This is a genomic window from Fluviicola taffensis DSM 16823, from assembly GCF_000194605.1.
GTDB classification, from domain to species: domain Bacteria; phylum Bacteroidota; class Bacteroidia; order Flavobacteriales_D; family Crocinitomicaceae; genus Fluviicola; species Fluviicola taffensis.
The window spans coordinates 594948-613969 of record NC_015321.1; the positions used below are offsets into that span (position 1 = coordinate 594948).

17 protein-coding genes are annotated in these 19022 nt (G+C 37.0%); 6 read left to right on the top strand and 11 right to left on the bottom strand.

All coding sequences use genetic code 11. The annotated features are described in order from the left end of the window. Nucleotides 1-9 precede the first annotated feature (9 nt). Complete coding sequence (locus FLUTA_RS02565) at nucleotides 10-393, bottom strand: hypothetical protein (protein WP_013685291.1); 384 nt, start codon at nucleotides 391-393, stop codon at nucleotides 10-12. A 210-nt stretch (nucleotides 394-603) separates the two neighbouring features. Here FLUTA_RS02565 and gdhA point away from each other — a divergent pair, with 210 nt between their 5' ends. Together gdhA and FLUTA_RS02575 are read left to right on the top strand one after the other, a co-directional pair. Beyond that, complete coding sequence (gene gdhA / locus FLUTA_RS02570; protein WP_013685292.1) at nucleotides 604-1959, top strand: NADP-specific glutamate dehydrogenase; 1356 nt, start codon at nucleotides 604-606, stop codon at nucleotides 1957-1959. 158 nt (nucleotides 1960-2117) lie between these two features. After that, the gene (locus tag FLUTA_RS02575; RefSeq protein WP_043023602.1) at nucleotides 2118-4124 is read left to right on the top strand and encodes an alpha-ketoacid dehydrogenase subunit alpha/beta; all 2007 of its coding nucleotides are present in this window, start codon (nucleotides 2118-2120) and stop codon (nucleotides 4122-4124) included. A gap of 109 nt (nucleotides 4125-4233) precedes the next feature. Here FLUTA_RS02575 and lolA1 read toward each other — a convergent pair whose 3' ends face one another. The 4 genes from lolA1 to FLUTA_RS02595 form a co-directional block, all read right to left on the bottom strand. Beyond that, nucleotides 4234-4872 (bottom strand): outer membrane lipoprotein periplasmic chaperone LolA1, encoded by a 639-nt coding sequence (lolA1, locus tag FLUTA_RS02580; RefSeq protein WP_013685294.1) that lies wholly within the window; start codon nucleotides 4870-4872, stop codon nucleotides 4234-4236. A gap of 121 nt (nucleotides 4873-4993) precedes the next feature. Further along, a complete protein-coding gene (locus FLUTA_RS02585) occupies nucleotides 4994-7546 on the bottom strand; it encodes an FtsK/SpoIIIE family DNA translocase (RefSeq protein ID WP_013685295.1) in 2553 nt (850 codons plus the stop codon). Nucleotides 7547-7622: 76 nt separating this feature from the next. Continuing rightward, a complete protein-coding gene (locus FLUTA_RS02590; RefSeq protein WP_043023603.1) occupies nucleotides 7623-8261 on the bottom strand; it encodes a hypothetical protein in 639 nt (212 codons plus the stop codon). 1 nt (nucleotide 8262) lies between these two features. After that, on the bottom strand, nucleotides 8263-8955 hold the full coding sequence (locus tag FLUTA_RS02595) for a hypothetical protein (RefSeq protein WP_013685297.1): 693 nt from the start codon (nucleotides 8953-8955) through the stop codon (nucleotides 8263-8265). Nucleotides 8956-9073: 118 nt separating this feature from the next. On the opposite strand from FLUTA_RS02595, the gene FLUTA_RS02600 reads away from it, so the two are divergent. Together FLUTA_RS02600 and argS are read left to right on the top strand one after the other, a co-directional pair. Next, nucleotides 9074-10027, top strand: a complete 954-nt coding sequence (locus FLUTA_RS02600; RefSeq protein WP_013685298.1) for an arginase — start codon at nucleotides 9074-9076, stop codon at nucleotides 10025-10027. Nucleotides 10028-10158: 131 nt separating this feature from the next. Continuing rightward, nucleotides 10159-12054: an arginine--tRNA ligase gene (gene argS / locus FLUTA_RS02605; RefSeq protein ID WP_013685299.1), complete on the top strand. Its 1896-nt coding sequence runs from the start codon at nucleotides 10159-10161 to the stop codon at nucleotides 12052-12054. 39 nt (nucleotides 12055-12093) lie between these two features. On the opposite strand, the gene FLUTA_RS02610 is transcribed toward argS, so the two are convergent. The 4 genes from FLUTA_RS02610 to holA all read right to left on the bottom strand — a co-directional run bounded on the left by FLUTA_RS02610 (nucleotide 12094) and on the right by holA (nucleotide 14788). Beyond that, nucleotides 12094-12345, bottom strand: coding sequence for a GlsB/YeaQ/YmgE family stress response membrane protein (locus tag FLUTA_RS02610; RefSeq protein WP_013685300.1), 252 nt, complete (start codon nucleotides 12343-12345; stop codon nucleotides 12094-12096). Between the two features lie 102 nt (nucleotides 12346-12447). After that, nucleotides 12448-13104, bottom strand: a complete 657-nt coding sequence (locus FLUTA_RS02615) for a DUF4159 domain-containing protein (protein WP_013685301.1) — start codon at nucleotides 13102-13104, stop codon at nucleotides 12448-12450. 5 nt (nucleotides 13105-13109) lie between these two features. Continuing rightward, complete coding sequence (locus FLUTA_RS02620; RefSeq protein WP_013685302.1) at nucleotides 13110-13790, bottom strand: RsmE family RNA methyltransferase; 681 nt, start codon at nucleotides 13788-13790, stop codon at nucleotides 13110-13112. Next, the gene (holA, locus tag FLUTA_RS02625) at nucleotides 13790-14788 is read right to left on the bottom strand and encodes a DNA polymerase III subunit delta (RefSeq protein ID WP_013685303.1); all 999 of its coding nucleotides are present in this window, start codon (nucleotides 14786-14788) and stop codon (nucleotides 13790-13792) included. Before holA ends, FLUTA_RS02620 begins: the two co-directional genes overlap by 1 nt. A gap of 156 nt (nucleotides 14789-14944) precedes the next feature. Between holA and FLUTA_RS02630 the strand changes: the two genes are divergently transcribed. Next, a complete protein-coding gene (locus FLUTA_RS02630) occupies nucleotides 14945-15385 on the top strand; it encodes a type I restriction enzyme HsdR N-terminal domain-containing protein (protein ID WP_013685304.1) in 441 nt (146 codons plus the stop codon). A 51-nt stretch (nucleotides 15386-15436) separates the two neighbouring features. On the opposite strand, the gene FLUTA_RS02635 is transcribed toward FLUTA_RS02630, so the two are convergent. Then, nucleotides 15437-17038, bottom strand: a complete 1602-nt coding sequence (locus FLUTA_RS02635) for a peptide chain release factor 3 (protein WP_013685305.1) — start codon at nucleotides 17036-17038, stop codon at nucleotides 15437-15439. A gap of 99 nt (nucleotides 17039-17137) precedes the next feature. Then, entirely contained in the window at nucleotides 17138-18052 is a 915-nt protein-coding gene (locus tag FLUTA_RS02640; protein WP_013685306.1) for a PorP/SprF family type IX secretion system membrane protein, read from the bottom strand. A 55-nt stretch (nucleotides 18053-18107) separates the two neighbouring features. On the opposite strand from FLUTA_RS02640, the gene FLUTA_RS02645 reads away from it, so the two are divergent. Then, nucleotides 18108-18782, top strand: coding sequence for a uracil-DNA glycosylase (locus FLUTA_RS02645; RefSeq protein WP_013685307.1), 675 nt, complete (start codon nucleotides 18108-18110; stop codon nucleotides 18780-18782). Nucleotides 18783-19022: the final 240 nt, after the last annotated feature.

The window sequence follows — 19022 nt, forward strand, 5'->3', positions numbered from 1 at the left end:
TAAATAGGGTTAAATAGAATATTCAACAGCATATCCTGTAATAATGCCGTTCAATGATTGAATTAGAAGTTCGAATTCCTCTTTTGTGAAAACTGCCTGTGATTCTATGCTTAAAGCAGTCACACCATCATTTAAAACAAACGAATTAATTCTCGGATCATTAGTTAATAAAGTCTCCAAAGAATTCTTTTGAGACACATTAATTCCTGCAAGTCCAATTACATGGTGTGCTTTAACACCAGATAATATGACAACACCATCTATCTTGTTTTGATCCATCTTGTTCTGAACATCCGTATTTGACAAATCATAAATTCGTTCATATACTTGTCCGAATGATTCAAAACTCAGGAAAAGTGTGGTAAATGCGATTAAAAATATATATTTCTTCATTTTATATTATTATGTAATACATGCAAAAAGACGTGATTATTAAGAATAGGTTGTCTCGAAATCTCTAAAACATTATCAATTTCCTGTTTTCAATAAACAAAACGCCCCTCAGAATGATTATATAAAGTTAACGGATAATGTTCTATAAATTATCTCTTTCATTTTTAAAATTAATTACATTTGCTTCGCATAAAACAAAAGCATTTATATATGTCAAGTAAATACCAAGCACAGATTGACGCTTTTATGGATAAAGTAAAAGCTACCAACGGTCATGAATCAGAATTTTTGCAAGCTGTTCATGAAGTTGCTGAAGCAGTCATTCCTTTTATGGAAGAACACCCTAAATACAAGACTGCGAAAATTTTGGATCGAATTGTTGAGCCAGAAAGAACAATTTTGTTCCGAGTTCCGTGGTTGGATGACAAAGGTGAAATTCAAGTAAATCGTGGATACCGCGTTGAATTCAACTCAGCAATCGGACCTTACAAAGGTGGACTTCGTTTCCATCCTTCTGTAAACCTTTCTATCTTGAAATTCTTAGGATTCGAGCAAATTTTCAAAAACTCTTTAACGACTCTTCCAATGGGAGGTGGTAAAGGTGGTTCTGATTTCGATCCTAAAGGAAAGTCGGATAATGAAGTAATGAAATTTTGTCAATCATTTATGACTGAGCTTTCTCGTCATATTGGTGCTGATACAGATGTTCCTGCTGGAGATATCGGTGTTGGTGGACGTGAAATTGGTTACATGTTCGGACAGTACAAGAGAATTCGTAATGAATTTACAGGTGTATTAACTGGTAAAGCTCGCAACTGGGGTGGATCTTTGATTCGTCCAGAAGCTACAGGTTACGGAACTGTATATTTCGCGAAAGAAATGTTGGCTACTAAAGATGACTCTTTCAAAGGGAAAATTGTAGCTGTTTCTGGTTCTGGAAACGTAGCTCAATTTGCTTGTGAAAAAGCAACTCAATTGGGTGGTAAAGTAGTTACATTATCAGATTCATCAGGATATATCTACGATGCTGAAGGTATTGACGCTGCAAAATTAGATTTCGTGATGGAATTGAAAAATGTGAAGCGTGGTCGTATTGAAGAATACGTGAAACAATTCCCTTCTGCGAAATTCGTCGCTGGAAAACGTCCTTGGGAAGTAAAAGCTGATATCGCGTTGCCTTGTGCTACTCAAAATGAATTGAACGGTGAGGAAGCAAAAGCGTTGATTGCAAACGGGGTTATCTGTGTTGCTGAAGGAGCTAATATGCCAACTACACCAGAAGGTATTGCTGCATTCCAAGCTGCTAATGTATTGTTCTCTCCAGGAAAAGCGTCTAACGCTGGTGGTGTTGCAACATCTGGTTTGGAAATGTCTCAAAACTCTTTACGTTTAAGCTGGACTGCTGAAGAAGTAGACGCGAAATTACACAGTATCATGGTTTCTATCCACGAAGCTTGTGTGAAATATGGTAAAGATGCTAAAGGAAATGTTGACTACGTGAAAGGTGCAAATATTGCAGGTTTCGTGAAAGTTGCGGATTCTATGATTGACCAAGGTTTGGTATAATCGAAAAAAAATATCCCGAAAACCGTCTCGAACTTTCGGGACGGTTTTTTTTATTTAAAAAGGTAGGGACGCGACGCATCGCGTCCCTACCTTTTTAAATTTTTGAATTTTCAATTTTACATTTTGAATTTAAAGTACATTTGCGTGCGATATTCATTATGGAAAAAGAAAAAACAAAACGATTGATTGATTTTAATCGAGATGGCTTTGACAACGAAGAGCTTGTCACTATTTATAAAGCAATTGCCAAGCCGCGATTGATCGAAGAGAAAATGCTTATTTTACTTCGTCAGGGAAAGATTACAAAGTGGTTTTCTGGTTGGGGACAAGAAGGAATTTCTGTTGGGTCAGCTTATGCGATGAAACAAGAAGAGTTTATTCTTCCAATGCATCGAAATTTGGGTGTGTTTACAACTCGTGGAATTCCTTTGAATAGACTTTTTGCACAATTCCAAGGGAAAATGTCGGGCTTTACAAAAGGTCGTGATCGTTCTTTCCATTTCGGAACCAAAGATTATAATATCGTTGGAATGATTTCTCACCTTGGTCCTCAATTGGGAATTGCTGATGGAATCGCTCTTGCAAATAAATTAAAAGGAAATGATCAAGCTACAATCGTTTTTACAGGCGATGGTGGTGCATCTGAAGGTGATTTTCACGAATCATTGAATGTTGCATCTGTTTGGGATCTTCCTGTAATTTTCGCTATTGAGAATAACTGCTGGGGATTATCCACTCCAAGCAACGAACAATTCCGCTGTAAACAATTTATAGACAAAGGAATTGGCTACGGAATGGATGCTTTTCAAGTAGATGGAAACAACATATTGGATGTTATTCGGACGGTTCGAAAAATCGCAGATTCTATTCGTCAAAAACCAAGACCTTTCTTGTTAGAGTTTATGACTTTCAGAATGCGTGGTCATGAAGAAGCTTCTGGAACAAAATATTATCCAGACGGAATTCAAGATGAATGGGCTAAAAAAGATCCTGTTTCAAATTTCGAAACCTATTTATTAGAGCAAGGCGTTTTAACGGAAGAATTAGTCGCTCAGATTCATCAAGATATCAAAGATGAAATTCAAAACGGATTGGACATTGCATTTGCCGAAAGCCCGATTGAACCAGATCTTCAAAGAGAACTAGACGATCTTTATGCACCCTTTGAGCAAAAAGTCATTTTACCAACAACTGATGAAAAAACAGAAAAACGCTATATTGATGCAATCTCAGATTCATTGAGAGAAAGTATGGTTCGTTATCCTGAATTAGTAATCATGGGACAAGACGTTGCTGAATATGGAGGCGTTTTTAAAGTTACTGAAGGATTTGTAGAACAATTTGGCAAAGGACGCGTTCGCAACACTCCTATTTGTGAATCTGCCATTGTAGGAGCTGGACTTGGTTTATCTATTGCTGGAATGAAAGCAATTGTTGAGATGCAATTTGCCGATTTCGCTACTTGTGGATTCAATCAAATTGTGAATAATTTAGCGAAGATTCATTGGAGATGGGGACAAAATGCAGATGTGGTAGTTCGTATGCCTACAGGGGCGAATACTGCCGCAGGGCCTTTCCACAGTCAAAGTAACGAAGCATGGTTCTTCCATACGCCAGGTTTAAAAGTGGTTTACCCTGCTTTTCCTGGAGATGCAAAAGGTTTATTAAATGCAGCAATTGAAGATCCAAATCCAGTTTTATTCTTTGAACACAAATTCTTGTACAGAAGCATTCGTGAAGACATTCCGAATGATTATTACACCACTGAAATTGGAAAAGCAGGATATGTGCGAAAGGGAGATGATTTGACTATTATCACTTACGGATTGGGAGTTCACTGGGCAATGGAGGCTTTGGATGCACATCCTGAAATCTCTGCAAACATCGTTGACTTAAAAACATTGCTTCCTTTGGATACAGAGACAATTTACGATTCTGTTCGCGCAACTGGAAAAGTAATCGTTTTACATGAAGATTGCATGACTGGAGGAATTGGAGGTGAAATCGTAGCATTGATCAACGAAAATTGCTTTGATGCGTTGGATGCACCCGTTAAACGAGTTGCTTCGTTAGACACTCCTGTTCCATTTGCAGTGGCATTGGAAAAACAATTTTTGCCCGCAGAGCGCTTGAAACAAGCTTTGATGGAATTGTATGAATTTTAAATAAAAAATATTGTAGGCACGCGATGCGTCGCGTGCCTACATATTACATGTTTTAAAACAAAACGGCGACCAATAATGGTCGCCGTTTTTATATATAATCAATTTGATTTTAATCCTTCACAACCGTGTACCCAGGATACTTTGATTTGTCGAACACAAACTTACTATCTTCGATTACTGGATTAGAAGTGAATTTCGTCAATGAATAAGTAGAAACCGTTCCGTCATTTGATTTCATGATTGCTTTCTTCAATTCATTATCTTCTTTCGAAATGTACAAGATTACTGTGTGGTAATTTGCTTTCTTCGGGTTTTTCGGATACAAATAAATCACATGTACTTTTTCACCGTTTAAGGTTTCTTCTTTGTCATATTTGTTTTTGAATCCAGATTCCCAAATAGTCAATAATTTCTTCGGATTGATTGCATCATCATCGTCTCCAGAAGCATCTGCTTCATAAACAGTTTTTTCTTCTTTTACGATCGACCATTTCTTCAAACCATTTGAAATCATCGTGTTTTCGCCATAAACTGCACTAAACTTATCACCTTTCACCCAACCTTTTCCTGAAAGATTGGTATTTGTACCATTTGAAGTATTCTTCACTGTAGCACTAAACTCAACGTAAAACGTTTTTAATGCTTTGATTTTTTCAGAAACCTTGTCAAGAATTCCTTGAGCTTTGGCATCCTGGCTATAAGATAACGAGCTTACGGTTAACGCCAAGCCTATAAATAAGTATTTCATGTTTCATTATTTTCTGTGCAAATATCAGAAATTGTGCCAAGAATATGACACTTCCGAAAAAATAAACCAATTGAAAAATGGAGAATTGAAAAGTGAAAGAAGTTAGAAGCTTCAATCCTGCTTAATTAATTCCTTTTGCGCGCAGGAATTCTTCCAAACTTTCCAAATCACTAAAAAGAACTTCTCGAGCCTTACTTCCTTGAAATGGTCCAATGATACCGTAGCCTTCAAGCTGATCTACAATTCTACCAGCTCGGTTATAACCCAATTTCAACTTGCGTTGCAACAAAGAAGCCGATCCTTGATTATTAATCACAACAATCCGAGCTGCATCAGCAAACAAAGAATCAATGTCATCCAAATCGACATCATTTCCATCTCCTCCATCTGCACCAACATATTCAGGAAGAATCAATGCTTCGGGATAAGCTCTTTGTTCACCAATAAACTTACAAATTGCTTCCACTTCTGGTGTATCTGCAAATCCACATTGAACACGAATTAAATCTTGTCCGAGGGAAATTAACATATCCCCTCGACCTATCAACTGATCAGCACCAGAAGAATCCAAAATTGTTCGAGAATCTATTTTAGACAATACGCGGAATGCAATTCGAGCAGGGAAGTTTGCCTTAATCATCCCCGTAATCACGTTTACAGAAGGTCTTTGCGTCGCTACAATTAAGTGAATTCCAATCGCTCGAGCTAACTGTGCCAAACGTGCAATCGGATGCTCCACTTCTTTTCCAGCCGTCATAATTAAATCAGCAAACTCATCGATTAAGACAACAATATATGGTAAATAATGATGTCCTTTTTCTGGATTTAACCTGCGGGCAATAAATTTCGCGTTGTACTCTTTAATCGTCCGAACTTCTGCTACTTTCAATAATTCGTAGCGGTTATCCATTTCAATACATAAGGAATTTAATGTCGCAACAACTTTCGATGTATCCGTAATAATTGCATCTTCTTCACCTGGAAGTTTTGCCAAGAAATGACGTTCAATTCTATTGTAAAGTGTTAGCTCTACTTTCTTAGGGTCAACCAACACAAATTTCACTTGAGATGGATGCTTTTTATAGAGAATAGACACTAAAATTGCGTTCAATCCAACCGATTTCCCTTGACCTGTAGCTCCAGCAACCAACAGGTGAGGCGCTTTTGTTAAATCAAAGGTATATGTTTCATTTGTGATCGTTTTACCCATTACGATTGGCAATTCGAAATCAGAATTCTGGAATTTCTCCGATGCAATCAATGATTTCATGGAAACCATGTCTGGACTGCTATTTGGAACCTCAATACCAATTGTTCCTTTTCCAGGGATCGGTGCAATAATACGAATTCCCAGAGCCGATAAACTCAAAGCGATATCGTCTTCCAAGTTTTTAATCTTCGAAATACGAACACCTGGAGCGGGAACGATTTCATAAAGCGTTACCGTTGGACCAACCGTTGCTTTGATCTTCGCAATATCGATTTTATAATGAGAAAGTGTTTCTACAATCTTATTCTTATTGTCTTCTAATTCTTGTTTATTGATTGAAACCTGTCCATTTCCGTATTCTTTCAACAAGTCAATTGGCGGCAACATATATCCAGAAAGATCCAAGGTCGGGTCGTAATCCCCATATTCTTGTCGAATCGAATTGAACTCATCATCCGAAAGTGTGGCGTCTGTAGCAGCTATACTCACTTTGAAATCGCCTTCCTCTTCTTCCGTATCTTCATCAATATCATCTACCTGATTTACTGGAACGAAAGGCTCTTCAACAGTTTTTTCTGCGCCAGCTTGAATCACAATAAAACTATCATCCTCTCCGTCTCCATAAGACGGATCTTCGTCTTCCTCGTCATCAAAATTCACTTCTGCAGCTTCCTGCTCCGCTCTAATTTGATCTTCTCGAATCGTATTTACCACATGGATATCCGTCACGGTTGCAAGAACAGGCTCATCATCTTCGAAAAATGAATCCTTCACTCCTTTTGCACGATTGAACCAAGCAACAATATCTGCATTAAATAAAACAACGAGAACAACCCACAATAGAGCGACAATTGCGATAAATGTTCCAAAGCTTCCAACTGTCAAACGAGACCATTGATTAATTGTAAATCCAAAAGTTCCTCCTAAATAATCAATATGCTCTACGAAATATCCTAGAAAAACAGAGCTCCAAACCATGAAAAGTGCAGATACTGCAATCGATCGTCTGATTGGCAATAATAGAATATTCAACATCCATTTGAAACCAATCAAGAAGATTATGAATGAAATTGCAAAAGACGAAACACCAAACCAACGATACATGAAGAGATGAGACATCCATGCTCCAAACTTACCCAACCAGTTTTGCACAGGTTCAGGATTTCCGTCAAACAAGAATGAAAATAGAGAAACATCTAATACACGGTCTTGATCTGCTGTCCATGTAAAGAAATAAGAAAAGCAAGATAAAAAGGTGAAAAAGGAAAATAGAACCATAGCAATTCCCATGATTGTTTTCACTCTTTTCTTATCAAATCGATTTGAAAAACGGTCCAATAGCGCATTACCAGAAGCCTTCGGGCTTTTCGTTCCTTTGCCTTTTGGTTCTTTCTTATCCTGATTGCTATCAGATTTCGCTTCTGTTTGTTCGCTTTTTTGTCTGTATTCGTTCTCCACTGTCATTCTTAACGAAGTATCTCACGAAGATAGATACATTAAACAGGGAGATTAGAGAGGTATTCATTTAACTATAAACAACCTACTGTTCATTAGTCGAATAGAAAACATGCATGAATTCTTCAAAGCTTATTCGCTTGTAATCAGATGGAATTCCAAATAAATCTCGGTTGACCACTTCGTCCTTTTTTTCAATCAATTCATAGTGAATCAATCCATCTTCAGAAGGAATGTAGTAATCGACTGCCAAGGTTTTTACTTCCGGATAAACTTGCAGGAATTTTCCATTCATTTTCTTCGCGAAATAACAATAGAAACCAACCGTATTGTCGTCCTTTACAAAATATTTTCGAGCCTTTACTCCTGCAATTTTCTTCGATCCAAATTTCTTTTTAACCGTATATCCACGACTAATTGAATCCGATTTTTTGGTCAAATCCGTTTGAATGGCATATTTATTTCCATCCAATTCTAAAAGCAAATAAGCTTTGTTCAATTGAATATTCCGGATATATACCTGAACTCCAAATTGATCAGTTTCCGTTTCAAGCCTTACAACAGTATCGTTTGTATAAATCGTTACGCCCCACGTTTTATAAACAACATTCGTATCAGGAATTGTAATACTTGCTTTGTATTTCAAAACACCCGAAAATGGCTTTTGTGCAATTAAATTGTTTCCAGCTAAAAATAGCATTATTCCCAAAAGGAGTACTTTCATATCATTCAAACGTTGCAAATAAATCATTCATTTTTTTCGTATACTCACTGTAGCTAATTGCAGTTCCTTTTGCCGGCAAGGTAAATAATCGTTTTTTAGACTCATCCATTTCAGGAATAAATTTAACTGCTTTATAATCCATGCGAATACCATATCGATCTACCGAATAAGCCAACAAAACTCCTGGAACTTGACCAAAAGAATTGTACCAATTGGGATTTTTAATTGCAATTTCATCGGTGTACCAAAGCGTGATCACATCCAACTTGTTCTTTTTATTTCGTGCAATTGCTTTCTTCACATTAAATCCTGCCAACGTATCGGATTCATCCACTAATTCTATTGCGTATTGATACTGTTCATCAAGCATTTGCTGAATCTCATTTGGAGTCAGTTTCGTTTTGAAAGCCTCTTCTCCATATTGAAAATAAATATCCATTTGCTTTTTGTTACAATCAAACAGTAAAATATTTTGAAGATTAGCCCTACTAATGTCATTCCTCACCACTCCATCTTTAAAGCTAATCTGCACTTCTTTAGGGAGGATGCTATATAAAAATGCATTCTTCTTGTGGTTTGGATAATCTGCTGAATAAATGATTGTGCCCTCTTTGATTTCTGGTTTATTTGAAGAACAAGAGCAAATGAAAATACTTAAAAATACAAACAGAATGGTTGAATGCTTTACAAACATATAATTCCTTTAATAAGAACTTAATACGCCAAATTGTTGAAAAGGTTTCGATTCCTTGGAAAACTTAAACGAGTAAGCGTAAAGCAAATATGTATTTTTGTGTTATTAACAATTTGTTATGCATCGGAAAATTGAAATCATTGTAAACAACTCAGAATTGACAGCTGGAACCAGAGGCGCATCCCTAGGCCCTGGAGCTATTATGACAGCTGCTCGAAAAGCAAACAGTCCATACTTCGGTCTTTATCCTCTGCACCCTTTACCTGATTTGAATCATTTTTTAGACCGTGAAAACGAAACAGAATTCGCGAAAAACATCATTCCCTACAAACAAGTTTTTGAATCAGTTGCAACAAAAACGCAATCAGTGATTGAAAAAGGTTCGTTTCCGATTATTCTAGCAGGAGATCATGGTTCAGCCGCTGGAACAATTGCTGGAATTAAAGCTGCTTTTCCAAACAAGCGTTTGGGAGTCATTTGGATTGATGCACATGGAGATTTGCATTCGCCTTACACTACTCCATCAGGAAATATGCACGGAATGCCTTTGAGTCTCTCTCTTGGGAACGATAATTTAGGATACCAACGGAATACACCTTCTGAGCAAACGATTCAAATTTGGAACGAGTTGAAGTTTAAATACACAAATGCTTCAAAAGTAAATCCAAGCGATTTGATATTCATTGGAGTTCGAGATACTGAACACGAAGAAGATCAATTAATTGCTGAAAACAACATAACGAATCACACCGTTGAAGCAATTCGCAAAGACGGAGCTCCTGCGATTGTTACTCAAACCTTAAAGCAATTAGAACCCTGTGATATAATCTATGTTTCCTTTGATGTAGATTCTATGGATCCGGAAATTACTTCTTTTGGAACAGGAACTCCAGTTGGAAACGGTATTTTTCCAGAAGAAGCGGAAGAAATATTAACTTTGCTAGCAAAAAATCCAAAAACAGTTTGCATCGAATTTGTAGAGGTAAATCCGTGTCTGGACAATAAAATAAACGTGATGGCAGAAACTGCTTTTTCTTTGTTGGAAAAGGTTTCCGCTGCGCTCAACAGTTAAAAAGTTCAAACAATGTTCAAAAAGTTCCAAAGGTTTAGTCGTTTCAATTTGAACATTTGAACATTTGAACATTTGAACATTTGAACATTTGAACATTTGAATAAAAACAAATAAAATAATACATAGTCCTAATGGAAGATTTAATCAAGTCAGCAATCATTGAAAAATCCAATAAAATACTTGGTTTTGAGATTTCTGACTCGCTAATTCAGTTTCAAAAAACAAAAAAAGAATTCGAAGGGGATACCACTTTGGTTTTGTTTCCTTTGATGAAGCTTGCTGGAAAATCTCCGCAAGAAATTGGAAAAGTGCTCGGTGATTTTTTAAGGGATGATATTCGTTGTATCAGTGATTATTCAATTATTGGCGGATTCTTAAACTTAAGTTTCCCGAATAATTATTGGACTCAGCAATTGAGTGAAATCGATTCAAATGCAACATTCGGATCTGCTGAGAAAAACTCGAAACCCGAAATCATGGTGGAGTATTCTTCACCGAACACAAACAAACCTTTGCATTTAGGTCATTTGCGAAATAACTTTTTAGGGTATTCTGTTGCGCAAATTTTAGATGCTTACGGTCACAAAGTAATTAAAACACAAATCATTAACGACCGTGGAATTCATATTTGCAAAAGTATGCTTGCTTGGCAAAAGTTTTCTCCATTGAATGAAAAAGGAGAACGCGAAAATCCAAACAATACGGGACTTAAAGGAGATAAACTTGTTGGTAAATACTATGTTGAATTTGACAAACAGTTCAATGCGGAAGCAAAAGAAATCATTGCTCAATGGAATGAAGGTCAATTTGATGGATTTCCAGAAACAACCGTATTAAAATACCAAGAATTTACAGATGCAAAAGTTGGAAAAGACGAGAAAGCCATTGCTGGTTTAGACGACAAAATCAAAGAATTAGCAAAAAATGAAACCTCCATTTTGCGTGAAGCAAAGGATTTATTGGTTCGTTGGGAAGGAAGAGACCCTGAAGTTTATTTGTTGTGGACAACTATGAACAGTTGGGTTTACGATGGTTTCAACAAGACTTACGAAAAAATGGGCGTTGAATTTGACCGCTTGTATTACGAATCTGACACGTTTATTTTAGGAAAAGATATCGTAAACGAAGGGTTGAAAAAAGGTGTTCTATATAAAAAAGAAGATAGTTCAGTTTGGATTGATTTGACTGGCGAGGGCTTAGACCACAAACTCCTCTTGCGTTCAGATGGAACTTCGGTTTACATGACACAAGATTTAGGAACTGCTGTAGATCGTTTCAATGATTACTCAGAACTAACAGGAATCATTTATACTGTTGGAAACGAACAAGATTACCATTTCAAAGTGCTTTTCCTGATTTTGGATAAATTGGGCTACTCTTGGGCGAAATCGTGCTTCCATTTATCGTATGGAATGGTAGATTTACCTTCTGGAAAAATGAAGTCTCGTGAAGGAACAGTTGTTGATGCTGATGATTTAATGGATGAAATTGTTCAATCAGCACAAGAAATGACAACTGAAAGAGGTCATTTGGATGGAATGAGTGAAACCGAAAGAGAAATACTCTACAAAACCATCGGAATGGGTGGATTGAAGTATTACCTACTAAAAGTTGATCCAAAAAAACGAATGATGTTTAATCCAGCTGAATCTATTGAATTAAACGGAAATACTGGTCCATTTATTCAATATGCTCACGCTCGTATTCAGTCTCTTTTAGGAAAAGCAACTGGTTTTAATTTGGATACAAACACAGAACTTGGTGCTTCTGAAAAGGAAATCATTAAACAATTAGCTCTATATCCATCTGTCATTGAAGATGCTGCGAAAACATATTCGCCTGCTTTGGTAGCAAATTACACATACGAATTGGTAAAACTCTTTAATCAATTCTACCAAAACGTGATGATCTTAAGTGAAGAAGATCAGAAACAAAAGGCAGTGCGTTTAACGGTTTGTAAAAACGTTGCTAAGGTGATTAAAAGCTCAATGAATCTATTGGGAATTTCGGTTCCAAATAAAATGTAAAAAAGGTGGGGACGATGCATCGCGTCCCCACCTTTTTTTTTAAACCTTTCCGCCTGTAATCAAGCGGGCTATTACTATAATGACGACCGCACCTACAGTGGAAGTTAAGAGAACGCCCCAAATGTTATCAGCGGGAAAAATATTCAGCAGGCCAAATAACCAAACTCCTACAAAACTTCCCAGAATTCCCAGAACAATGTTGAATAAAATTCCACCTCTTGAACTGTCCATGATAGCACCGGCTAACCAACCGGCAACACCTCCTATAATTAATGCCCATAACCAACTCATAACTTTATATTTTAGATGTGTACGATTGTAATATACCAAAATAGTTGAAGAACAGAGAACTGATTTACGAGTTTTAGCTTTCGTTAACAGAAAAATTACGGCTTACTTTGAACCGCCTAAAAAAGCATACATCAAGATATTTGCACCCATTTGTAGTGCTTGTTTACGCTTCTCTTCCGAATCGTTATGAACAGCTTGATCTTCCCAACCATCACTTAAATCTGTTTCTACCGTGTACAAGCAAACCAATCTGCCTTCAATGATAATTCCGAAAGCTTGTGGACGTTTTCCATCGTGTTCGTGAATTTTAGGCAAACCGTTGAAATCGTATTTCTGATGAAAAATAGGATGTGAAAAGGGTAGTTCTACCATTGAATTATTTGGAAACACTTTTTTCAGCTCTTCGCGAATAAACTTGTCCATCCCATAATTATCATCTATGTGCAAAAATCCACCTCCAACTAAATAATTTCTCAAATTTTCAGCTTCAGACAAAGAAAACACTACATTCCCGTGCCCTGTCATATGAATAAACGGATACAAACTCAATTCCGGGCTTCCGACATCTACATAAGGTGCTTCTTTCGAAATCGTGGTTCCTAAATTTGTATTACAAAATTGAGCCAAATTTGGAAGAGCCGTTGGATTTGCATAGTAATCACCTCCTCCACTGTATTTCAAAAATGCAATTTGATAACTTCCTTGAGTGAAAGAAATCGAAGTAAAAAAAAGAGCGGTAATTATAACTAATGCTTTCATGCTATTCAACTGTTAATTGCCAATACAGAAGCCACCATTCCAGCTGTTTCTGTTCTGAGGCGCGATTCACCCAAATGTACGGCTTCGTATCCGTGTTTCAAAGCAAGTTCCAATTCTGCTTCACTAAAATCACCTTCTGGACCAATCAAAATTCGCGAAGGAAATTTCAATTCTTTCACTGATTGCTTACTTCCGTTCATGCAATGTGCTAGTCCACCGTTTGGATTCTTAGCTACAAAATCCGAGAAGCTTTGAAGTTCCTCTATCTCCAATAAAAAATCGTGTTGGGCTTGTTTCATAGCTGAAATTGCGACGCGTTGCAAGCGATCTAATTTCAATTGAACTCGTTCTGATCGTTCGCAATTCAAAAAAGTAAGCTTTGTCGCACCAATTTCCACTATTTTTTCCACCATCCATTCCATGCGGTCTAAATTCTTGGTTGGAGCAATTCCCAAATGAAATCCAGATCCATCCCGCGTTTTCTGTTCCTTAGAAACAACTTTCACCGCGCATTTTTTTGGATGAGCATCTGTAACCTCTGCAGTTACAATCAACCCTAAGCCATTCAAAAGCAGGAATTGATCCCCATTTACGTAGCGTAAAACACGAATGATGTGCTTAGATTCTTCCTCTGGAAGAAAAAAAGTTTCGGAATTTGGAATTTCTACTAAAAAGAATCTTCTCATCAGTTGAGTATTTGAACCAACATTTCTTTTAGCAATTGACCATCAGAAGTAGAGCTATTTCCAACACCTTTTGCTTTCAAGTCGTAATTATGTAGAATTTCTACATTTCGAGCTAAAATTTTGGGGGGATAATTCGGACTATTTCGAATCAATTCTTTTGCCACAAACGGATGCAATCCAACAGATGAAGCAATTGCTTCGGGTGTTTTGGTTGGAGCAAAGTGAACCCGCATCATGTTCGTGAACAGCTTAAAAACAGATGGAATCACGACGATAATAGAATGATCTTTGGGATTTTTCTCAAAATAATCAGCAATTTGAAAAGCCTTCAAAGTATCTCTTATTGCAATCGCATTTACCAATTCAAAGACATTGTAGTCTTTCGAAATTCCAATATTCTCTTCAATATGAACATCTGAAATCTTCGTTCCTTTTTCGAGAACAATTGCCAATTTATCTAATTCATTGACGATCCGAGACAAATCATTTCCTAAAAACTCGCCCAATAAAGCGGCAGCTTTCGAAGTAACTTCATAGCCTTCCGTGCGAACATACGTCGAAATCCATTCAGTCAGATTATACTCTTTTACTTTTTCAGACTTAAAATTCACACCATACTTTACAAGTTCTTTGGTGAATTTCCGCTTTCCATCAAGAGCTTTGTATTTATGACAGATAACAAGAATATTACTTTCCACCAAATTCGGAAGCAATTTCTCCAATTCGTAAATATCTTTTAAGTCTTGAGCTTCTCGAACCACAACTACTTTACGTGTGCCCATAAACGGAAAACTACGTGCCTCACTCATGAGCGTCAACGCATCAATATCTCTTCCGTAATAAATTGCCAAGTTGAAATCCTTTTCAGATTCATCCACAGCATGCTCAATCAACGCATCTGAAAGCACATCTATGAAGTAAGGTTCCTCACCATGCAACACATACAAAGGCTTAAAATCGCCATTTTTAATGTCCTTTAGAAGAGCTTTGTAATCCATCTTTCAAAATTACGAAATATCAATTACGAATGTCGAATTACGAATGCCGAATTATGCGTTTTACACTTTCGAGCATTAAAAAATCAAAATTGATTGTCATTTTAATAGATAACACCAATTAATTCGTAATTAGGCATTCGTAATTCGTAATTTTGCATGATGTCGTTTCCTTCGTTGAATTTGCCTCCAGCACAATTAAAGCTTTCCAAAGAAAAAGAAGTGTTTTTCGTTTGGTGTATCATTCGCAAAAAGAAATTACTTCTCACACCAGAAGAATGGGTTCGACAACACGTCATTCATTACCTCATCAATCACAAAAAAACACCTATTGAACGAATTAACAGTGAACATTTACTGAAAATAAATGGTCAGAACAGACGTTGTGATGTAGTTATTGTTGACAATTTTGGAAATCCTAAACTAATCATTGAATGTAAAGCTCCTGAAATTTCACTGGATGAAAAGGTGTTTTTACAAACAAGCAATTACATACAAAAAAGCAAAGCTGCTTATTTTTGGATGACGAATGGAATGAACCATGTAATTGTAGAATGTAAAAAACCAGATGTGTTTTTGGAAGAGTTACCTGAATTATAATTCCTGAAATTATTTTACGAAACACGCGTAAGGACGCGAGGCTTCTCGTCCCTACGCGTGTTTCGCTTCGAGTTTGAATTCGCTCGTTGTATGGAATACTAAATCTGGATAATCTTTCTCTGCCATTTGAAGCAAGAAGGAAGTTTCAGCTAAGAAAACCAAATTTCCATCTTTATCTTTCGCTAAATATTGAGATTTCGCACGCATGAAATCGTTCAACTGAGCTTCATTATCAGTTGTAATCCAACATGCTTTGTGATAGTTTTTAGGGACAAATCGACATTTCGCGCCGTATTCATGATCCAAACGGTAAGCAATTACTTCAAACTGAAGTTGGCCAACCGTTCCTATGATTTTTCTGTTTCCCGGTTGTTGAATAAACATTTGTGCAACTCCTTCATCCATCAACTGAGAAATTCCTTTCTCTAATTGCTTGGATTTCATTGGATCTAAATTCTCTAATTCTTGGAAAAGCTCTGGTGAAAAGCTCGGAATTCCTTTAAACATGAAATGTTCTCCTTCACTTAAGGTATCTCCAATTTTAAAATTTCCTGTATCGTACAAACCAATCACATCTCCAGGAAATGCTTCATCAATCACACTTTTATCTTGAGCCATGAAAGACGTTGGATTCGCGAATTTGAATTTTTTATCCAAACGGACGTGATTGTAGAAAGTATTTCGTTCAAACTTCCCAGAAACTATTCTTAAGAATGCAATACGATCGCGGTGTTTTGGATCTAAATTTGCGTGAATTTTAAACACGAAGCCAGAGAATTTTTTATCGGAAGGTTCAACACGTTTCAAATCAGTGTCTCTTCCTCTTGGAGAAGGCGAAATACGCACAAACGTATCTAACAATTCTTTCACGCCAAAGTTATTTACAGCAGATCCGAAAAATACGGGAGCAACATCTCCAGAAAGATATTCTTCTCGATTAAACGCATCGTAAACGCCTTCAATTGTCTCCAATTCTTCTCTCAATTCTGCAGCAGGCTTATCCCCCACTAATTCATCTAACTCAGCTGAGTTAATATCTGAAAGTGAAACGATATCGGTAGAAATTTTTGTTTTATTCGCTGCAAATAAATTGATATTCTTATCGTAAATGTTATAAACACCTTTGAAACGATCTCCCATTCCAATGGGCCAAGCCAAAGGGCGAACGTGAATATCTAGGGAAGACTCCAACTCATCCAACAACTCGAATGGATCTTTTCCTTCACGGTCCATTTTATTGATGAAAATGATCACTGGAGTTTTACGCATCCGACAAACTTCCATCAATCGCTTCGTTTGTTCTTCCACACCATTTGCGCAGTCGATTACCAAAATAACGCTATCAACAGCAGTCAATGTTCGGTAAGTATCTTCTGCGAAATCCTTGTGACCAGGAGTATCGAGAATATTGATTTGTTTTCCAGAATATTGAAAAGCCATCACGGAAGTAGCAACCGAAATTCCACGTTGTTTTTCAATTTCCATGAAATCGGAAGTAGCCGTTTTCTTAATCTTATTGTTCTTAACAGCACCCGCAGATTGAATGGCGCCTCCAAAAAGCAACAACTTCTCAGTCAAAGTTGTCTTACCTGCATCGGGATGCGAAATAATACCAAATGTTCTGCGCTTTTCAATTTCTACGTCGTTGCTCATGGCGCAAAAATAGTTCAAAAAATTTAAACGAGTTCAAATGGTTCAAGGGTTCAAACAATTTCAACTTTTGAACATTTTGAACTTTTGAACATTTGAACCTTATTTCAGCTGGTAAGAAAGAACGATTTCGTGAGTTCCGTTATTGGTAATTGAACCCACATGATTATTCAAATAAAACTCATAGGTGTAACCTACTCTAAATTTACCCAAAATATCATAACCAATCATTGGACCAATTGCGACCATACCACTAAAATCAGGAAACGAAGACGTACATCCAAACCAGAAGTTTTCCTTAAACCTTGCCTCTAGTGCAATAATGGTCCCAATGGTATAATAATTAACATACGTCTGAAGTCTAGGGGTTAACTTCCACTTTTCTCCCAAACCGAAGGCGTAATCTGCAAATAACCAAATCTGAGGCCGCTGTTTAATACTGTAAATTGAATCTCTGAATGAACCACCATTCAACTGTGTCCCACTCAAACCAACATTCCACTTTTCTGAATGCAAAGCAATTCCGAAGTCACATTGGAAAACAGGATTATAGGTTCTATTTATAGCAGCGGGATCTGGAATTTGAGAAAAAACCAACTTTGAAAAGTCAGTTTTTAACGTTTTTATTCCGCCAGATGCTCCAATTGATAAAAACATCTTTTTAATCGGGATGTGGTACGCATAGGACAACATAGCACTGTGTGATTTAGTGTAACCAATCACGTCGTATTCATAACTGGCTCCAATACCACTGTTAATTTTGTCGATTTTCGCGGCATAATTTGTCCATAAAGTTGTTGGTGCTCCATTAATTCTTGTCCATTGATTTCGCCACTGGACGTTTGCATGGTGCTTGTAAATTGCCCCCGTCATTGCAGGATTAGTATGCATGTATTGATTCCAGAAAAATGAGGATCTTGGTTCTTCTTGTGCAATAGAATTAATAGATAGAATCAATCCAGATATTAAGGTGATAAAAAGGCGTCCCGGATTACCAGGATGAATAGTTAAGTTCATTCATTTTCAATTTAGATTGCTAACATAGTAAAAACAGATTAATTATCTTCGTCCAATGAAAGTTTCTATTCATCCGTCTTGGGAAAAAGCACTTCATCATTCATTTGAAGCCCCTTATTTTGAAAATTTAACCCGTTTTGTAAAAGACGAGTATGGTCGATTTTCCAATCAAATTTTTCCAGAAGGAAAATACATTTTCAGGGCTTTCGACAGCTGTCCTTTTGATCAAATCAAAGTGGTAGTTTTGGGACAGGACCCATATCCTACCAGAGGTCACGCACATGGATTATGTTTTAGTTGTGATTCTCATGTGCGTCCATTACCAAAAAGTCTACAGAATATTTTCAAAGAACTGGAAGCCGATTTGGGAATTCCCGCTCCACCAAATGGAGATTTGAATCATTGGGCGAATCAGGGAGTTTTGCTGTTGAATTCACTTTTAACCGTACGTGAAGGTCAACCACTTTCTCATGCAAACCAAGGTTGGGAAAAATTCACGGATGATGTGATCCAGAAAATCAATGACGAGTTGGAAGGTGTGATTTTTGTTTTGTGGGGATCTCCTGCTCAAGCAAAGGCTTCAAGAGTAAATCCGAATAAGCATTTCATTTTGAGAGCACCTCATCCATCTCCCCTATCTGCATATCGCGGATTTTTCGGAAGTAAGCCTTTTTCAACGATTAATGGGATTTTGACTCAGAGAGGGAAGACACCAATTAAATGGGCTTAACTTAAGTTTCTTAATGCTTTTCACCAGGATGAAAGTCATCTTTAAAATTTTCCCACGGAGGAACACGGATTCGTCTGCTGAGGTGGACGAACACGGGCGTTTAAAACACATGCTTCCGTGAACTTCAGTGCTCCTCTGTGGGAGAAAAATAAGTAATACTTTTATTGTAGTTAAGAAATCTATTTGCATTTCAAAACTTTCCCCTCGTTACTTCCCTTATCTTTTGTTATAAAAAAGTAC

What these genes read in the sequence shown, in the direction of transcription:
- FLUTA_RS02575 (WP_043023602.1), top strand. Translation starts at nt 2,118, where the DNA reads ATGGAAAAAGAAAAAACAAAACGATTGATTGATTTTAATCGAGATGGC.
- FLUTA_RS02640 (WP_013685306.1), bottom strand. Translation starts at nt 18,052, where the DNA reads ATGAACTTAACTATTCATCCTGGTAATCCGGGACGCCTTTTTATCACC.
- FLUTA_RS02615 (WP_013685301.1), bottom strand. Translation starts at nt 13,104, where the DNA reads ATGAAAGCATTAGTTATAATTACCGCTCTTTTTTTTACTTCGATTTCT.
- holA (WP_013685303.1), bottom strand. Translation starts at nt 14,788, where the DNA reads ATGGATTACAAAGCTCTTCTAAAGGACATTAAAAATGGCGATTTTAAG.
- FLUTA_RS02645 (WP_013685307.1), top strand. Translation starts at nt 18,108, where the DNA reads ATGAAAGTTTCTATTCATCCGTCTTGGGAAAAAGCACTTCATCATTCA.
- FLUTA_RS02590 (WP_043023603.1), bottom strand. Translation starts at nt 8,261, where the DNA reads ATGAAAGTACTCCTTTTGGGAATAATGCTATTTTTAGCTGGAAACAAT.
- FLUTA_RS02610 (WP_013685300.1), bottom strand. Translation starts at nt 12,345, where the DNA reads ATGAGTTGGTTATGGGCATTAATTATAGGAGGTGTTGCCGGTTGGTTA.
- FLUTA_RS02630 (WP_013685304.1), top strand. Translation starts at nt 14,945, where the DNA reads ATGATGTCGTTTCCTTCGTTGAATTTGCCTCCAGCACAATTAAAGCTT.
- FLUTA_RS02620 (WP_013685302.1), bottom strand. Translation starts at nt 13,790, where the DNA reads ATGAGAAGATTCTTTTTAGTAGAAATTCCAAATTCCGAAACTTTTTTT.
- FLUTA_RS02595 (WP_013685297.1), bottom strand. Translation starts at nt 8,955, where the DNA reads ATGTTTGTAAAGCATTCAACCATTCTGTTTGTATTTTTAAGTATTTTC.
- FLUTA_RS02565 (WP_013685291.1), bottom strand. Translation starts at nt 393, where the DNA reads ATGAAGAAATATATATTTTTAATCGCATTTACCACACTTTTCCTGAGT.
- FLUTA_RS02635 (WP_013685305.1), bottom strand. Translation starts at nt 17,038, where the DNA reads ATGAGCAACGACGTAGAAATTGAAAAGCGCAGAACATTTGGTATTATT.
- lolA1 (WP_013685294.1), bottom strand. Translation starts at nt 4,872, where the DNA reads ATGAAATACTTATTTATAGGCTTGGCGTTAACCGTAAGCTCGTTATCT.
- FLUTA_RS02585 (WP_013685295.1), bottom strand. Translation starts at nt 7,546, where the DNA reads ATGACAGTGGAGAACGAATACAGACAAAAAAGCGAACAAACAGAAGCG.
- gdhA (WP_013685292.1), top strand. Translation starts at nt 604, where the DNA reads ATGTCAAGTAAATACCAAGCACAGATTGACGCTTTTATGGATAAAGTA.
- FLUTA_RS02600 (WP_013685298.1), top strand. Translation starts at nt 9,074, where the DNA reads ATGCATCGGAAAATTGAAATCATTGTAAACAACTCAGAATTGACAGCT.
- argS (WP_013685299.1), top strand. Translation starts at nt 10,159, where the DNA reads ATGGAAGATTTAATCAAGTCAGCAATCATTGAAAAATCCAATAAAATA.